This window comes from Paenibacillus sp. RS8 (assembly GCF_041956825.1).
In the GTDB taxonomy this organism is placed as follows: Bacteria; Bacillota; Bacilli; order Paenibacillales; family Paenibacillaceae; genus Paenibacillus_AQ.
On the sequence record NZ_CP168131.1, the window covers coordinates 2,961,990 to 2,978,552 of the forward strand.

Annotated in this window: 14 protein-coding genes; 13 read left to right on the forward strand and 1 reads right to left on the reverse strand. The window is 41.4% G+C overall.

Features of this window, described 5'->3' with window-relative positions:
- The first annotated feature begins 1 nt into the window (after position 1).
- The 12 genes from ACDZ28_RS14695 (at position 2) to ACDZ28_RS14750 (ending at position 13,486) form a co-directional block, all read left to right on the forward strand.
- Positions 2-1,066, forward strand: coding sequence for a hypothetical protein (locus ACDZ28_RS14695; RefSeq protein WP_375105047.1), 1,065 nt, complete (start codon positions 2-4; stop codon positions 1,064-1,066).
- On the forward strand, positions 1,063-2,508 hold the full coding sequence (locus tag ACDZ28_RS14700; protein WP_375105048.1) for an ATPase, T2SS/T4P/T4SS family: 1,446 nt from the start codon (positions 1,063-1,065) through the stop codon (positions 2,506-2,508). The genes ACDZ28_RS14695 and ACDZ28_RS14700 overlap by 4 nt, the downstream gene beginning before the upstream one ends.
- 12 nt (positions 2,509-2,520) lie before the next feature.
- The gene (locus ACDZ28_RS14705) at positions 2,521-3,570 is read left to right on the forward strand and encodes a hypothetical protein (RefSeq protein WP_375105049.1); all 1,050 of its coding nucleotides are present in this window, start codon (positions 2,521-2,523) and stop codon (positions 3,568-3,570) included.
- 11 nt (positions 3,571-3,581) lie between these two features.
- Positions 3,582-4,451: a hypothetical protein gene (locus ACDZ28_RS14710; protein ID WP_339289610.1), complete on the forward strand. Its 870-nt coding sequence runs from the start codon at positions 3,582-3,584 to the stop codon at positions 4,449-4,451.
- Positions 4,452-4,507: 56 nt separating this feature from the next.
- Entirely contained in the window at positions 4,508-4,717 is a 210-nt protein-coding gene (locus ACDZ28_RS14715) for a hypothetical protein (RefSeq protein ID WP_375105050.1), read from the forward strand.
- A 7-nt stretch (positions 4,718-4,724) separates the two neighbouring features.
- Complete coding sequence (locus tag ACDZ28_RS14720; RefSeq protein ID WP_156113062.1) at positions 4,725-4,868, forward strand: hypothetical protein; 144 nt, start codon at positions 4,725-4,727, stop codon at positions 4,866-4,868.
- Positions 4,869-4,883: 15 nt separating this feature from the next.
- Positions 4,884-5,264, forward strand: coding sequence for a hypothetical protein (locus tag ACDZ28_RS14725; RefSeq protein ID WP_375105051.1), 381 nt, complete (start codon positions 4,884-4,886; stop codon positions 5,262-5,264).
- 20 nt (positions 5,265-5,284) lie between these two features.
- Positions 5,285-5,782, forward strand: a complete 498-nt coding sequence (locus ACDZ28_RS14730; protein WP_375105052.1) for a hypothetical protein — start codon at positions 5,285-5,287, stop codon at positions 5,780-5,782.
- 35 nt (positions 5,783-5,817) lie between these two features.
- Entirely contained in the window at positions 5,818-6,483 is a 666-nt protein-coding gene (locus ACDZ28_RS14735) for a hypothetical protein (RefSeq protein WP_375105053.1), read from the forward strand.
- 5 nt (positions 6,484-6,488) lie between these two features.
- Entirely contained in the window at positions 6,489-8,753 is a 2,265-nt protein-coding gene (locus tag ACDZ28_RS14740) for a hypothetical protein (protein WP_375105054.1), read from the forward strand.
- Between the two features lie 12 nt (positions 8,754-8,765).
- Positions 8,766-12,605: a hypothetical protein gene (locus tag ACDZ28_RS14745; protein WP_375105055.1), complete on the forward strand. Its 3,840-nt coding sequence runs from the start codon at positions 8,766-8,768 to the stop codon at positions 12,603-12,605.
- A gap of 341 nt (positions 12,606-12,946) precedes the next feature.
- Positions 12,947-13,486: a GNAT family N-acetyltransferase gene (locus tag ACDZ28_RS14750; protein ID WP_231574060.1), complete on the forward strand. Its 540-nt coding sequence runs from the start codon at positions 12,947-12,949 to the stop codon at positions 13,484-13,486.
- 67 nt (positions 13,487-13,553) lie between these two features.
- Here the strand turns inward: ACDZ28_RS14750 and ACDZ28_RS14755 are convergent, their stop codons facing one another.
- Complete coding sequence (locus tag ACDZ28_RS14755; protein ID WP_375105056.1) at positions 13,554-14,186, reverse strand: hypothetical protein; 633 nt, start codon at positions 14,184-14,186, stop codon at positions 13,554-13,556.
- A 302-nt stretch (positions 14,187-14,488) separates the two neighbouring features.
- On the opposite strand from ACDZ28_RS14755, the gene tkt reads away from it, so the two are divergent.
- Complete coding sequence (tkt, locus tag ACDZ28_RS14760) at positions 14,489-16,531, forward strand: transketolase (protein WP_042124923.1); 2,043 nt, start codon at positions 14,489-14,491, stop codon at positions 16,529-16,531.
- Positions 16,532-16,563 lie beyond the last annotated feature (32 nt).

A 16,563-nucleotide genomic window follows, 5' to 3' on the forward strand; every position in this document is an offset into this window, starting at 1 on the left:
CTTGAAAATTTTTAGTCTAGGCATAGATCAGTTAACGATTAATGATATCAAAAATGCGGGATTTATAGTAATCACACAAAGTGTACTTCCTGATCCATCTCATGTAGAGAACCATATGCTAATGGTTACTAGTGACCAGATTAAAGCTCAGTCACTTAGCGAACTGCGCCGGAATTATCCAAGTTCAACGATCCTATATGTATATTTGCAAAAGGGAATAAGTGGTTACCAAGCTGTACATATGCTCTGTGAAAGCTTAGGTATCTATTTCATCCCTCCTCGTTCTACCTCGTCAGTGGTGATAGAGAAAATTCGTTTTATTTTAGACGAGGATGGGGAGGAGCGGGGCAATCTGGTTGGATTTTTTGGCTCAGGTCCGGGAGTTGGTTGTACAAGTGTAGCCAAACTATTCGCAAGGCGGATTGCTGCGTCAGGTCTCCGTGTTATTATCCTTGGGCTTGATTTATATGATCCCGGACATGATCGTAAAGCGACCATCAGTCTTGATAGGCTTCGGTCAAGGCTTACAGGGAAAATGATACATGATGAGGATTTTGAACAATTCATTAAGCAAGATGGTTATATGTATCTTCCAGGCAATTACGATTACTTGAGCGCACAAGACTATCAGGAGGATGAGATTGAATATTTTTTGGCTAGGGCTGGAGCGAATGCGGATGTGGTTATTGCTGACTTTGGCTCAATTCCGGAAAGCGCTGCATGGTATGTTGGAATGCACAAATCGGCACTACGCATGATCGTCACTCATCCGAAGCATGAATACAGACTTGAACCTCTACTAGAGCTTGCGGGGCATATGGATCTACGTCCACATGATTTTCAACTGATTATTAACCGCAGCAATGTAGAAGAAATATCTTCACCTAAAAATCTTGCGCTTCGCTTTGGGACTGAAATCTTACTGGAGCTACCGTATTACCAGCCCTTGCAGGAGAGCTTGCCGTTAGGGAAAAAGGAACTGCAGTATGTAGATGATAAGGTACATTCTCTGCTAGTGTCGATGGGGCTAGCACCAGAAGCTAAAAAGAAAGGTATATTCCTATGAACGGAAATCAAACGAAGCGTCCGTTGTTCTCTCTGAAACAAAGCATTCTGCGCTTGAGTAAACCGGGTAAGGAAGACTTTTATACATTTTTGCAAAAAATGAAAAATGATATGAACCAAGGGCTGGAGCGTGAGGATGATGCCTACTTCGAGCTAAATGCGAAGGCGCTAATTGGCGATCCGCAGGCAGTTAGCTTTTTTATGAATGAGATAGAAAAGTATTTACGGAAGACTCCATTTACGGGCAAGGTTCCAGAAGCATACCGGACGGTGGCAGAAGCGCTCTATCATGAGTGGAAGGGCTTTGGACCGGCATATCGTTGGTTTACTGATCGTGCATACAGTGAGTCAACGGGGCTCCAGATGATTGGAAAGCAAATTTTTTATAATCATAAAGGTGAGTTTGTAGCTTATCCGTACGAGATGCCTTCTCTAGATCGGGTGGAGCAGTTAAAGCGTTCTTTATTAAAAAGTGATCCCAACAAAAAGCTGAACAAGGACAACCCTTCGGTGGAGTTCAAAATGGATGATCCGCTCTGGCCCGGTCGATTTATCCGACTTGCCATTTGGGTATCCCCGAGAGTATGGGATGGCTTCACCACCATATCACTGCGGCGGCAGGTTGTAGAGTTCCTGAGTCTAGAAGATCAAGCAGGTACTGAATGTATTCCAGCAGAAGCAGTTGAAATGATTCGGGCGTTATCATCCACTTTTCGCAATACCATAATTGCGGGTGCTGTTGGATCAGGAAAAACAACCTTTGCAAATACGATCGTCGGCGAGCAACTGCTTGGATCCTCGTCTTGTATGGGGGTGGTGATGATAGAGAAGCATCCGGAGTCGATTTTACCTTATCAGATTAAAGGGCATCGAATTATTCCGATACAGGCTGCAAACGAGGAATTAATGGAGGTGGGGGTAGAGTCACTGCGGCATGACCCAAACATTTTGTATATGACAGAAATGCGGTATAACGAATGGGAATTTTACCTGTGGAGTGGGGAGAAGGGATATGACGGTATCACCGGAACCTTCCACACCGTGGATTCGGAGGACATTCCTTATCAAGGCGCTTTTGCCGTGTCGACAAGAATTGGGGGGAGTCTTAAGGGACATTTAATCTCTGCACTGAAATCATGCGAGCTAGTTTTTATTTTGGAGAGTGTTCCAAATGGGAAGAAGCGGCTGACGCGAATATCGGAAGTCTTTTATGAAGAGGAAAAGAACTCCGTATTCGCGAATGATCTGATGCGCTGGGAACCTCAGACTATGAGTTGGTCTTATAATGACAAGCTGACGAAGAGCCTGATTCTGAAGATGACTAAGAAAAATGAGCAGGCGACACAGTTGCTTCAGAATTTGCTAGGACGACTTGCAACCGCAAAGCCAATGGATCAGCCAATTAAGGAAAGCTTGAAATCTAAGATCATTCTTAACGAGTAAGGGGGTGAAACTGTGGATCTATTATTGTATATTTTTCGTTTTTTCCTCCATTTATTGATTGTGTGGGGAATGTGGCTGCTCATTAAACCACTAATTGAACGGCATTTATGGCAGGTGAGTCATAAAGTAGATTTTCGGATCAAACATAAGATGAGTATTTTTGGTAAAAGGGTTAGCTCAGTAAAAAAAAGGCTGTGGCTTTACCGTCATCTAGATAATTTTCTGTATTTTGTACATCAAAACTATGAGCCCGGCGTAAGTGTTATGCGTTTTGTCGGGCGTACAGTAATAGTATTTATTGCGGTTTTTCTATCAGGACTACTGACGATCAGTGAGCTTCCTGGGCGACTTAGTTTTAACAATCCGTTTTTGGATGGAATCACCTTTAATGAAGGACAGTCGATCCAAGAGGCTTGGAGATTTCCGTTTTTTATGGCTGTGATTTCCGCGATGATTCCTTATTTTCGTATGAGATACATCTACGCACAGAGGAAGGTGCACGGAAGCTACGATCTACTTGATGTAGTCAAGATCTCTACCAAATTCACTCATTTGTCGGTAGATTCCATTCTTGATCGGACAGCTGATTTTCTTACGGATAAGAATGTGCTGAAAGGTCCATTGAAGCTGCTAGGGGCTGCATTTTCTAATTACAGTAATGAGAAGGAGCTTGTTGAGGAAGCCGGAAGGTTTTCCGGTGCGATTGGCACTACTTTCGCTTTGGAGTTTATATCGGATCTGCTCTACGCCGAGAAGGAAGGAACCCGTTATTTAAAAAGCTCGCTGATGCTATTAAACCGTTCTATGGAGCAACAGAGGGATACGATTTTGACTGTAAAAGCGGGCAGTAGAGATGCGATCAGCCTTGGTTTATACGGGAATCTATTGGTGCTAGTATCTACGGTTGGAACCTTTATGTATATGCTGAAGCCTGATGTCTATTTCCAATTGCAATTTGAGACTACAGTAGGGCTTTCCTTTTTAATGGTGATCATCTCCGGACTTTTTATTTCTTTTGTGATCAGTACTATTCTCGCCAGACCTAAACTGGACTACCACTAAGGTGATGAGCTATGGACAGATTGTTACTATTAGTTACTGTAATCGGGATTGTATATGTCGCATTACTTGTCTTTGTAAGCAGTAGTAGTAAACAGGAAAGATATCTTGTCCGATTAGGACTACGGTGGAATAAGCTTGGGGAACGGGTACAGGGGGATAGACTTCAGCAATTATTGAATGACTCTGGTCTATCGATTTCGGCTCGTAAAATTACGCTTTTCCGTTATTCAGCAGCGCTGATTTATTTAATAACTCAAGTCATCAGCGATTTTATACGCTCCGATGCCTTTTCGATCTATGATCCTCTAATTGCTCTACTTATTCTCGTAATCAGTAGTCCGATGCGCTATCTTCCGTTTGGCTGGGTACTTGCATGGCTTCATCAAAAGACGGTTATTAAAAAAGACGGTGAGCTGATCTCTTTCATTCGTCTATACGAGAATAATCGGCTACGCAAGCGTGGATATGCACAATTTGGCACTTTTTGCGGGAGTACGGCTGGACATTTTCAATATATACGTCAGGACTTGTACGAGTTGTCAGAACGAGCAGTAGATGAGGGTGTGGAGGGGGCGATTGAATGGTTTTGTGCCAAGTTTCCGGATGACCATAGTTTTATTAATGACATTCGTTCCATTCTGCTGGCTACTGAGGGGATGGACGACGACACAGAAGCTGCTAATTATTTACGTGAGCAAGGGAAGATCATCTCCAAAATCTCCAGTGATCAGTATTTAAAAAAATGGTCTTTTATCGGTGATTTATCGACGATTATTAACGTTATCCCATCGATTGCTACTTTTTTGATGATCGTCGCGATGGCGATGCAGTACATTTTGCTGATCAAAGGGAATTTTAATGGGGTCGGCATGTTCCAGTGAAAAATTATATATTCAATATTATTTAAAAAATATAAAATAAAAGGGAGATTTTAACAATGAAAAAGGACGCTATTTCTACTGGTTTGTTTATCGCTATCGGATTTTTGTGCGTGGCCATCGTAATCGCGATTTTAGTTCCTTTGGTGCAAGATGTAATTAATGATACGGATGATAATAGACCGGATATCCCGGGTGTAACCTTAATTCAGCCGTTGGATTCCAGCCAAACTGCAGTTGCTCGGGTCTTAACCCACACTTCGGTTTAACTCAATTATGAAAAAAGACTCGATCTCCATAGCAATGTTTCTAGCCATTGGTTTTGTCATCGCAGGGATGTTCATTACGGTAGCCACGCATATCATTGGCAGCAGTCAGGACGATATCATCACACATACTAAGCAAGTAGAGCAATATTAGGAGGAGGCGTTTCTATTGAAGGAGACCGTCCTCCGGGCATTATTCATGTGGCTTGTCCTGTTTATTATCCTGCAGCCCATTTTCACCTATATTGATTATCTGCTAGATTTGCAGGTCAAAGCTAATACGTCCTACATCACACAAAAAGCAGCAACGGAGGGGATGGTCACAGCATCTATGCGGAACGAAGTGATTTCAAATCTGAAGGCGATTGGGTTCTCAGAGGGTTCCATAGAAATCAAAAGCAGCACGGACACTGTTCAGGAACGAAAAAAACGACTAGATGTTTTTGTAACGGCACCGCGAATAAATCTGTTTCCGTATAACTTTTCCACGGTTTCGCAGCCTACCCGATATTATGGGCATGGGTCAATTATGAGTGAATATCTCGATTGATTAAGGGATGAGCCTAATTTATGGATTACATTATTAAGCTGGCATTTGTCCTACTGATCTTTATCTACTCCTGGTTCTTTCAGATTCAGAATCAGGAGTGGGACATGCTGCGCAGCATGCTAAAAGATGCAAACAATATCGCTGTTCACGATGCCGCGCAGGAGTTAGATGAGATTGAACTCACGCAAGGCCGTTTAATTATCGATCCCACGCTTGCATACGATACTTTTCAGCATGCCTTACAGGCGAATCTCGGACTTGATAACGGTCTTTCTCCTAAAATAGGCAGCCGTTTTAAGAATCAAGTAAAGATCGTGAAGTTCGATATTGTTGATGATGCGGATGGAGTGACTTTTCCGCTTTTATACGAGGATAGTGAATATGGCATTACCAAATACATAGAGGGTCCCTCGGTTATTGCCGTCATTGAGACGGAACATCCGCTGTTGATCTCCAGAGCCAAAACACAAGAGCCAATCAGAGTACCAGCAGTTCAAGAGTATAAGTTCAATAAGTAGGGAAAATCCAATTGAGACTAGGGAGAGATTTGGGGATGAAGAAGAAAATTGTAGAGGCGACTATGGCAGCAACAATGTTATTAGGTGCAGTATTGGGGCAGGGAGTGGTTGCAAATGCGGAAGCGGTTACACCAGTAGCTACTGCTAAGCCAACAGCTGCGGTAAAGTCTACAGCAAGCGTGAAACCAACAGCAACGCCGATGCCTATTATGAGGGATAATCTGAGTAAATTTGGATTGAAAAAAGAAGTGGATCTACCGGTAACTATCAGCGCTGGAGGATTAACGTACACGTTAGAGAAGCTGATGTTTTACGATGTAAAGTCTAAAGAAGCACAGTCTCTAATGAAGATTTATGGTTATTCAGATCGAATTTATAAAACACCTACTAAATATATGGTATGGACTAAACTCACCATTGAAAATAAGGGTAGTAAAGTCATTCAAGTAAGTGCGGTAGATTTGAATGAGAAATGGCATCTTAAAGTGGATAGTGTTAATCTTCTTGCACCAACACCAGGAAAAACAATGTTAGAGTTGAACAATAAGGAAGCATTGTGGAATTGGGTGTTGAAACCGGGTGAAAAACTGTCTAGTTATCAAATGTATGGGTACTTTAAAGACCCTTCGGTTATTTCTATATATGCTAGTTTTGGTGGAGGTTTTGAAGAAAAATATATTGTTAAACGTCCAGGAGAATAATATTTATGAAAAAAATCTGGATAGTTCTGATTACAGTTATATTAATTTTTGTATATATCCCACAGAATATTAAGGCAGCTAATTCGCAAAACAAAACTGTGTCAATACCTTCAGAAATTCTTAGTGGGTCTGCAAATGCCCAAAAATCTTACTACTTAGATCTTCCAAGTGGAGTATCCAGTTCGGCAATTGATGTCTCTTCTCTTAAATATAATGGGACCAATCAAAAGGTTGCTCTGACAATGGAGAATGGAAAAATAAAGGTTACTTTAAAGGGCGTAGAAGCAAAGCAACAAATAGATAATGTGCTCGGTTATCACGGCTCGTTTGAAACCCTTTTTGTAACAATTCCCGGCAATTCTATTTGGCGATATTCAGACGGAGTAAGATGGCAGATAAATGAATGGGACCCATACATTAATAGTCAAAAACATAGCGATAGGAATGGACAAGGTAGTGGTACACCTAGAAATGATCCACCTGATATGACAGTGGTTACTCAGTCTGAAGTATCACGTTCGGGAATTAAATGGTACGACAAAAACGTGAATTCGGTAATTGATTCGTCTCAGATCATAGAGTCAACTGTCCAATTAGTTGTACCTAATGAATCGCTTCCAACAACCTATGTTAATCATAATGTTGTAAATGGAAATCAATTTATTATTTATTATAAAACAGACGCTGCTTTAAAAAATTATGGTCCAGAACAATTAAGTCAAAATTTTGATCCAAGTGGTCATGCGTTAGGTAGACGTTATAAAACAAATTTAAGCTACTACTTTAGTGGTTCGGCTAATATAACATCCTACAAATACAGCGGTAATATCTCCTTCGACTACACCCTCCCTACAGAACCCACACTTACCGGTACGGTAACTCTAAACAAACCTAACCCCAATCCAACAAAATTGGGAGATAAAGATGAACCCGTACAAATTTCATTAATGGGGCAGCTGCAAGGCTACAATGATGCTTCAAACATTGATGAGTGGGTGTTCTATGCTAAAGAGAAAGATAGGAATAATACACTCAAAACGAAAAAGGAGTCTGCAAAGACATTTAACGTGAGTACTTTATTTGATTTTGAGATCAAAAAATCGAGTGTTACGGGCGAACATTTTACTCAGGAATATGCTTTAACCGTTCTCGTCCGCTTTAAAAAGCCGATCGTTACAAAGAATGGAACCATCACCTCTCTGGAACAGCCTCTACAGATTTCGGCAGGTGTTTATAAAAACAATCCCACAGTTACGTTTCCTCCACCACCAACGAATCCAACAACTCCGGAAGGAAAGCCACCTATAGCAAGAATTTCAGCACCGAGATATGTCAAAGCAGGAGATGATACGCTAATTAGCGGTGCAGCATCCTATGACCCAGATGGATACATTAATATCTACGTGTGGGAAACTTCGGGTGCGCAAGGAGAGATCGGTAATGCTTCAAAAGGATATGTGTGGTACACACCTGAACAAATTGGTAAAACATTCCCTATCGCGCTCACAGTTGTAGACAATGAAAATCAAACGGGGAGTACGAGTAGAGAAATTACCGTCACTGAGCCGAAACCATCAGCAGGGTTAGCCATAGAAGGAACACTTAAACAAAATCGTAAAACGACATTATTCAATAGAAGCCAGAGTCCAACACGGTTTCCCTTAGTATCGAGTAAAACGCGAGTTACGATTACTGCTGTTTCTGGTGGGACGAATGCAGATATAAAGTACAGTGGCACACTATCTGATTTTGAAAACAAAGACGTCTTATTTAAGAAACCCGGTAAATATAAAGCTACGATTTATGTAGAAAACACACTTGGTTACTCAGATAGTAGTGAGATTACTTTTGATATCGTTCCAGATGAAGTACCGTATAATTACTTTACTCTACCAGGAGTGGTCTATCGAAGTCCCGACTTTGGGAACAAAGCGGTTGTTTCATTAGATGATATTTCATATTCTTCTGACAAAGATGTAATCGGCCGCAGATTATGGGAGTATCGTTATGATTCTAATAATGATGGCAGCTTTGAAGGAGAAAAATGGGTGATTTTTAGTAATGAAAATGCGGATCGTTTGAATTTAGAACTGAGCGAGGTAGGGAAATATGAAGTTCGACTTACTGTCTTTGAAGAATTTGGTCAACCAACCATTGATGAGTTTGTGACAGAAGCTGATCGGAAATCTACAAATTCAGATGGCCAAAAGCTAAGCTCAAGAGTAGTAGAAGTGAAAAATAGAGCGCCAGAAGTGGATTGGTCCTGGTAGAAAGGTGCTTAAATGAAAAAAATAAAAGAAATGTTCTCTCTAGTCCTTATAATCACTTTATTATTCGGATTAATGCCTAGTCAGAGCATATATATTCAAACCGTAGAAGCTGCGACTGGTGATCCGAATATCGTCAATTATAAGGATGTTAACATTCCTGCTTACTCCGAGTACCATGATGCAGGATGGAACTACGGAGATTCAAATATAACTATAAATAATCAAAAGCTTACTAACATTAAATACAATAAAACAACCAAACAATTAACATTTGATATTAGTCCAGATGCATTATTTACTTCAAAAGCAACTATCGCTCGTCATAAAGAAAGTGGTTCGTCGAGTATAGTCCAAGGTACAACTATGTGTGTTGGCGCAATAAGTGAGGGGGCAATGTCTCAAAATCTTCCGTCTTACGCGTATGGTTGTCCAGCTGGAGAATATGGTCAATATGTCATGTTTAAACCACTTGAAAAACTGTTTTTCAAAGCATACGATACTGAACCAAATGTCGTTGATACTAAAATTAATTTAGCAACAGATGCCCCTTATTCAAATTGGATTGGTTCAAATGTTTTTGATGGTATACCCAAAGGGATATCTATAGAATACTCGCTACAGATAGGCTATCAAAGAAACTCGGGAGGTTTGGCACCAGATAAAGGTTATGATTTAATATCTTTTGGTCATACCATTCGATTTGTATACCCCTTAATACCGAACAGTCCACCTACCATTTCGTTAAATACACCTAATAATCAAGTCCTGCAGAACGAGCCTGGACGCAATACACTTAACATCGAGGGATATGTCCACGATCCAGATAATGATGATCTTATCGTAAGTGCGGAGATACCCAATGTATTTTATAGGAAGACGGTAGTATCTCAAACGAAAGGATATCAGTATTTCTCTATTCCTGTAGATGCTATAGGTGACTCTATTCCTCCAGGGGATTATACGATGACTGTAAAAGTAGCTGATCCTGCGAATTTGTCGGAATCTGTGAATATGACTTTTAAAGTTACCAATAGACTTAAGCGAAACGCTTTTGTCCTCGTGAATAGTCCTATCGAGAATAGCGGTACCACCTATGAAGACTATGAGGGAGATGCTAAATACGCTGATCGAGTGAGATATGATCATGATCCCAATTACTTTGATAACTCAATGGGTATTTTAGGGGATTCTGGATTATGGAGGACAAGCCTTTACACTTCATTTCCATATACCGGACAATATGTCGTGAGTTATCAAGCTAAGGATATACCGAAAAGGGATGCTCTCTTTGCTGAATATCAGATGTGGAGTAGAGATGCCGCATCTACGATGAGTTTTAAAGTTCACCGTAAGCCAATAGCGCTTTTTTCTGCAAAGCTTATCAATGGAAATGTTCAATTAATAGATTCCTCCTATGATCTAGATCATATTACAAGTTCGGATAAAGGGATTATGCAGTGGCAATGGCAATATAAAAAGACCTTTGATGAGATGTGGATCGACGGGCAGCCACCTGGGGGAGTTTATGAAAAGGACAGTTACGACATACGTTTAAGAGTCCGTGATGTGGATGGAGATAATGGAATCGGTGCATGGAGTGATTGGTGTCAACGTATTGTGGGGAATGCGTCAGTTAATCTACCACCCGTTGCATTATTTACCGTTGATCCGAATATCGTTTCTTATCGTAAATCTACGACCATTACAGACAAATCTTTCGACCCAGATAATGATCCATTAGATGTATATTACTGGACTGTAATCAAAGACGGATGGAATAAAGTATGGGAACATTGGGGTGGAGCAACAACACCGCCGAATATCGCATCATTCGGTGAAGGGAATTATCAACTCAATCTACAAGTACATGATAATCGTGGTTTGTGGTCAGATTGGTACACTCAAAATGTACAAGTAGTCAATCATCCACCGGCTGCAGCATTTACAATGCCTAACGAAATATACCGCGATACGATTATCACAATGGATAACTTAACACCAGATCCGGATAAAGATGGTGATGTTTTATCTTATGCCTGGAATGCAAAATTTAATGATTCTCCTTACTATTGGGCAGGAAACAACCGTTATCAATCAATGACCATTCGTGATCTCATAAATCGTAATGGTATCTCGCATAAAAAGGCCATTTCTGACGGTTGGGAAATGCAGCTCACAGCTTCTGATGGAAGGTTAAGCTCTTATGCGACGCGCACATTTATGGTTAAGAATCATGTTCCTGTTGCCAAGATTAACGGACCTTCATCCGTAAATCAGTATGATACAAAACAATTTACTTCAGGCGATACCGATGAAGATACATCAGATCAAGGCTCATTAGAATACTACTGGAAAGTAACGAACAGTACGGGTGAAGTGAAATCGTATCTTACTCGCGATATTACGCTTACCTTCTCAGATCCGGGGATATATACGCTAGAACATTGGGCAATCGATCAGATAGGAGATAAGTCGAATATCGCTGGATTACAAGTCCAAGTAAAAGAGAATCTGGCACCTTCTATGACTTTAACTAGCCCTTCAGGCACAGCAACAAACCCATCTGTGATTGACTCGGACCAAGGCGATCCATTAATCAAGTGGACTTACGCGGATCCGGAAAATGATCCACAGGAGAAATACAGGTTAGAGTTCTTTGCGAAGGACGGTCTATTAGTCTCCACCATAGAAAATCCGGATCCTTCAGGATTGCTCAGACAATATCAAATCCCAAATAATACATTTGAACGGTTTGAATACTTTACAGTGCAAGGTCGAGCATACTCCAAATTTTCATGGTCAGATGTATCAAATGAAAAAACATTCATCATCGATAATGCTCCTAAGCCGGGATTCACTCTGATCACAGTTACGGGAAGAGATGCTACAAAGGAACCGATCTACCGTACAGATGTTTTGAATATTAAAAGTACGGCTACGGACAAGGATGAGCCTAAAGGAGATAGCATTAGCCTTAAGTATTATCTGAAAACATCAAATGGTTCAGAAGCTCTCGCAAGTGTAAAAAATGACTTTACCAAGCAATTTAGCAGCAATGGTACCTTTACGTTTAGACAACGTGTAACAGATTCTCTAGGGCTATATCGAGATCTTTCCCAGAATGTTACCATAGTCAACCGTATACCTACAGTTTCGATAACGTACCCAACCAGTATGGACTCGTCAAATCCCACAATCGCAAGTACACTCACACCAATCATTAAATGGGATTATCAAGATGAGGACGGAGATCTGCAGCAACGCTATAAGGTGCGGATTATTAACTTGGCCACCGGTGCAATCAAGGTCCAATCCGGTGAACAAGTATCAAGCGCTAAGCAATGGCAGATTCCAGCTGGTACACTAATCGAGAACGAGAAGTATGCCGTCGAGGTTGAAGTTTTTGACGGATTCAGCTGGAGCAATGTTTCTGCACGTAAATACTTTATGGTGAATCTATTAAGTATAAAAGGTGCAGTGAAGCACACCGAAGAGTGGAACAACAACCGTAAAGGTTATAACTTGAAAAAGAGCGGAAATGAGGAGAGTCCAAGAGGCTACAACGTATTTTGGGCAGGAGAGCGTTTTATTCTGCAAGGTACAGCAACAGGTCTCCCGGATACTGTGCAAGTGACCATGAACGGAGAGTTCACTACGCAGCTCAGCCCAACTAACGATGATAAAATCTTCTGGACAGGTGAATTGTACGATAGTTCATTTGAAAAGCTACCAGATGGTCCGGTTACTTTTACCTTTACGGCTCAGAATGTGTACAACACCAAAACGGATACCGTTACAGTTGTTATATCATCGGATTGGTCGGAGTATTTCCAGAGTCATCGGATTAAGTAGAGTAGGACCCTATATCATCTATCCCATCTCTTTTTTTTGCTGACTTCTTGGTATCATGTTAATGTTGAAGCAATGTATTAAACATTGATAGGGGTAGGTAAATGATTCGAGAATTAATACCAGCGGAAATGAAATCAATCTTGAGTTCGATTAATAGAGAACAGCATTTTTTATACTATTCATACCTTACAGCTCGTAAGCATAATTCGGTACACTATGGACAGTTTACAGACCAGGGGGAGCTGCTCGGCGTTTTGGCTTTTTTAAGGGGGCTCCCGTTCCATGCTTTTTCCGTATTCCCTGTGGAGAAGTCATTTTGTCTCCGGTCCGTGCTTTCAATTATGAAAGACCAACTGAATTTACCTGACAATGCTGTCGGTAGTGTAATCGTTAATGAAGAAGTTATGGCTCTACTTGCTTCACAGCTTGAGCTTGTTAAGTCTCCCAAGAAATTGCTTCTAATGAAGCATATCCATCAAGAAGCGTTACCACCGGTGGATACAAGTGTTGTACATTTGGGCCCCTCTAATTTTGAGCTTATTGAGTCTAAAATGGCCGATTTAGATACAATGGCTTTTTCAAAAGAAGAACTACAGTATCCGTTCTATGGTGTGATGGAACAACGTGAGCTGATTGCGGTAGGGGGATACCATATTTATAGCGAGGATTACGTTGAATTGGGCAACATCGGAACGGATGTAAGATGGAGAAGGCAAGGCTACGGAAAAAAGATATGCACAGAGCTCACCCGATCGGGAAGAAGGGTTACCTCCAATGTGTATTTAAATGTCCTTGAAGAGAATATCGGTGCAATTACACTATATCAATCGTTGGGCTATGCCCTCATGTGCAAACAGTACATGGTTGAGTTTGTTATTTGAGGGTTAATTAAAAAGGACGAAGTGGAATTACGTTCCACTTCGTCCTTTTTCACAAGCCTAAAACCTTTTATACGACCCCTTCAGTCCGGTCTTCATTCATCCGCATCATTCGTGCGGCGACCGAAGTAGTATGTAATGGTAAAGAGGATGGGCGCGCAGATGCTCTCTGAGCTCTACGTAAATAATAGGATAGCTTGCCAGTAAAAATCTTATGTGCACAGAGTGAAAGAGCGAAATCTTCCGGTGTAACGAAGCAGGAAGGCTTATTCACAGGCTGAACTGCAGTTTCTTCAAATAAAGAGGCAACGAAATGGGAACAAAAATAAGCATTTTCTCTATCGATTTTAATATTCAGAAGCACACCGATTAATCCTAAAAGATGGTATTTATAACGTTCTTGATTTTGCATCATCCCTTGGACGTGATTGTACATCGTATCGTATTCCTCAGCGCTAACACGCAACTGATAAATAGAACAATTCGCACTGCTATAGAAAGGGTCAATAAAGTTCTCCTGAATTAGACCTGCCACGAATGGATTGTGCATTTTTTTTCTTCCGAAGCTGTATACCTCCCGCAGTTCACAGTCAAAGGCGATCGAAGCATGATTCAGATCGGCTTTTGTAAACCACTTTATAAAACCACTAAAGGCCGTACCTGTACCGGTAAGCACGATAAAGATGTCCTTATTCGAACGCATGTTCAAAGTTCCTTTCCACTAGGAAATGTTGGATAATGCATGAAAATTATGCTTAACTAACTCCATCTTACTGCATATTTGAGCATTGTAAAACAATCTTTAGTCGTAATTAAAAACTAGACCATAGACTAGTGCAATTCTGGCTTGTCTCATAGTTCTTGTGTGTATATAAATACGTCGATATTGCAAAACATAAGCTGTTGAAATAAAGAGTTTTTAAAAACAATTGGAATTGCTTCCACACTAATGATACAATAAGAGTCAAAATGACATTCTTGAGATTTCAGAGGAGGAACTATTAAATGAGTGAACAAGAACAAGCGATCCAAAAGGAAGAAAACTCAACTGTAGATAACCTGTCCATTACAACGATTCGTACTTTGGCGATTGACGCCATTGAAAAAGCAAACTCCGGCCACCCAGGTATGCCAATGGGTTCTGCACCAATGGGCTACCAATTGTTTGCAAAAACAATGAAACACAACCCTGATCATCCGACATGGGTAAACCGTGACCGTTTTGTATTGTCCGCAGGACATGGTTCTATGCTTCTTTACAGCTTGTTGCACCTTAGTGGTTATGATCTTCCTATGGAAGAATTGAAAAATTTCCGTCAATGGGGCAGCTTGACTCCGGGTCACCCAGAAGTAGGTCACACCGCTGGTGTTGATGCTACTACAGGTCCACTTGGACAAGGTATTGGTATGGCTGTTGGTATGGCTATGGCTGAAGCGCAATTGAGCGCTACCTACAACAAAGATGAACATAAAGTGATTGATCACTATACTTACGCTATTTGTGGCGACGGTGACCTAATGGAAGGGATCTCTTCTGAGTCCGCTTCACTCGCTGGTCATTTGAAGCTGGGCAAATTGGTTGTATTGTATGATTCAAATGATATTTCTCTTGATGGTAAATTGAACCTTTCCTTCTCCGAGAACGTAGCTCAACGTTTTGATGCTTACGGTTGGCAAGTATTGCGCGTTGAAGACGGAAATGATCTTCCTGCGATTGCCAAAGCGATTGCTGAAGCACAAGCTGAGACTAGCAAGCCGACTTTGATCGAAGTGAAAACTGTAATTGGTTATGGTAGCCCTAACAAACAAGGTAAAGGCGGCCATGGCGGTACTCACGGTTCCCCGCTTGGAGCAGAAGAAGCTAAGCTGACTAAAGATTTCTACAAATGGGTATACGAAGAAGATTTCTATGTACCTGATGAAGTTCGTGCTCATTTTGCAGAAGTGAAGAAAAACGGAATCGCAGCTAACAAAGCATGGGACGAAAAATTTGCAGCTTACAAAAAAGCATATCCAGAGCTTGCTGCACAATTCGAAACCGTAATCAACGGCGATCTTCCAGAAGGCTGGGATGCTAACCTTCCAACTTACACTACTGAAGATAAAGCCGTATCGACTCGTGTCGCTTCCGGTAGTGCACTTAACGGTCTGACTGCTGGCGTTCCTCAGCTTGTGGGCGGTTCCGCTGACTTGGAAAGCTCCACTATGACGCATTTGAATGGTTTGACATCGTTCACTTCAGAATCTTATGATGGCCGCAATATTTATTTCGGCGTACGTGAGTTTGGTATGGCAGCTGCGATGAACGGTATTGCACTGCACACGGGTCTTAAAGTATTCGGAGGAACATTCTTCGTATTCACAGACTACCTGCGTCCAGCTATTCGTTTGGCTTCGATCATGAAATTGCCAGTAACCTATGTACTGACACATGACAGTATTGCAGTCGGTGAAGATGGTCCTACGCATGAACCAATCGAACAATTGGCTTCCCTGCGTATCATCCCAGGTCTGACAGTTATTCGTCCGGCTGATGCTAACGAAACCTCTGCAGCATGGGCTTATGCTATGGAAAACAAAGAGAATCCGGTTGCTTTGGTTCTGACTCGTCAAAACTTGCCGATTCTTGCAGGAACCGTTGATGGCGTTCGTGAAAACATCAAACGTGGTGGTTATGTTGTCTCTGATTCCAAGAATGGCACTCCACAAGCACAACTGATCGCAACTGGTTCTGAAGTACAACTGGCTGTTAAAGCACAAGCTGCTTTGGCTGAAGAAGGTATCGATGTTCGTGTAATCAGCTTGCCAAGCTGGGATCTGTTCGAAAAACAAGATAAGGAATACCGTGATTCCGTAATTCTTCCAGGAGTTAAGGCTCGTCTTGCTATCGAAATGGCACAAACCTTCGGCTGGGAACGTTACACTGGTGACCAAGGCGATATCCTCGGCATCACTACTTTCGGAGCTTCCGCACCTGGCGACAGAGTAATGAAAGAATACGGCTTTACTGTTGAGAATGTAGTTAGCCGTGTGAAAGCACTTCTGTAATTAACTGAATAATCATTAGGGGGAGAACAAGT

Excerpts from the sequence above, each read along its gene's own strand:
- ACDZ28_RS14700 (WP_375105048.1), top strand. The coding sequence starts at position 1,063 with ATGAACGGAAATCAAACGAAGCGTCCGTTGTTCTCTCTGAAACAAAGC.
- ACDZ28_RS14710 (WP_339289610.1), top strand. The coding sequence starts at position 3,582 with ATGGACAGATTGTTACTATTAGTTACTGTAATCGGGATTGTATATGTC.
- ACDZ28_RS14715 (WP_375105050.1), top strand. The coding sequence starts at position 4,508 with ATGAAAAAGGACGCTATTTCTACTGGTTTGTTTATCGCTATCGGATTT.
- ACDZ28_RS14720 (WP_156113062.1), top strand. The coding sequence starts at position 4,725 with ATGAAAAAAGACTCGATCTCCATAGCAATGTTTCTAGCCATTGGTTTT.
- ACDZ28_RS14730 (WP_375105052.1), top strand. The coding sequence starts at position 5,285 with ATGGATTACATTATTAAGCTGGCATTTGTCCTACTGATCTTTATCTAC.
- ACDZ28_RS14735 (WP_375105053.1), top strand. The coding sequence starts at position 5,818 with ATGAAGAAGAAAATTGTAGAGGCGACTATGGCAGCAACAATGTTATTA.
- ACDZ28_RS14740 (WP_375105054.1), top strand. The coding sequence starts at position 6,489 with ATGAAAAAAATCTGGATAGTTCTGATTACAGTTATATTAATTTTTGTA.
- ACDZ28_RS14745 (WP_375105055.1), top strand. The coding sequence starts at position 8,766 with ATGAAAAAAATAAAAGAAATGTTCTCTCTAGTCCTTATAATCACTTTA.
- ACDZ28_RS14750 (WP_231574060.1), top strand. The coding sequence starts at position 12,947 with ATGAAAGACCAACTGAATTTACCTGACAATGCTGTCGGTAGTGTAATC.
- ACDZ28_RS14755 (WP_375105056.1), bottom strand. The coding sequence starts at position 14,186 with ATGCGTTCGAATAAGGACATCTTTATCGTGCTTACCGGTACAGGTACG.
- tkt (WP_042124923.1), top strand. The coding sequence starts at position 14,489 with ATGAGTGAACAAGAACAAGCGATCCAAAAGGAAGAAAACTCAACTGTA.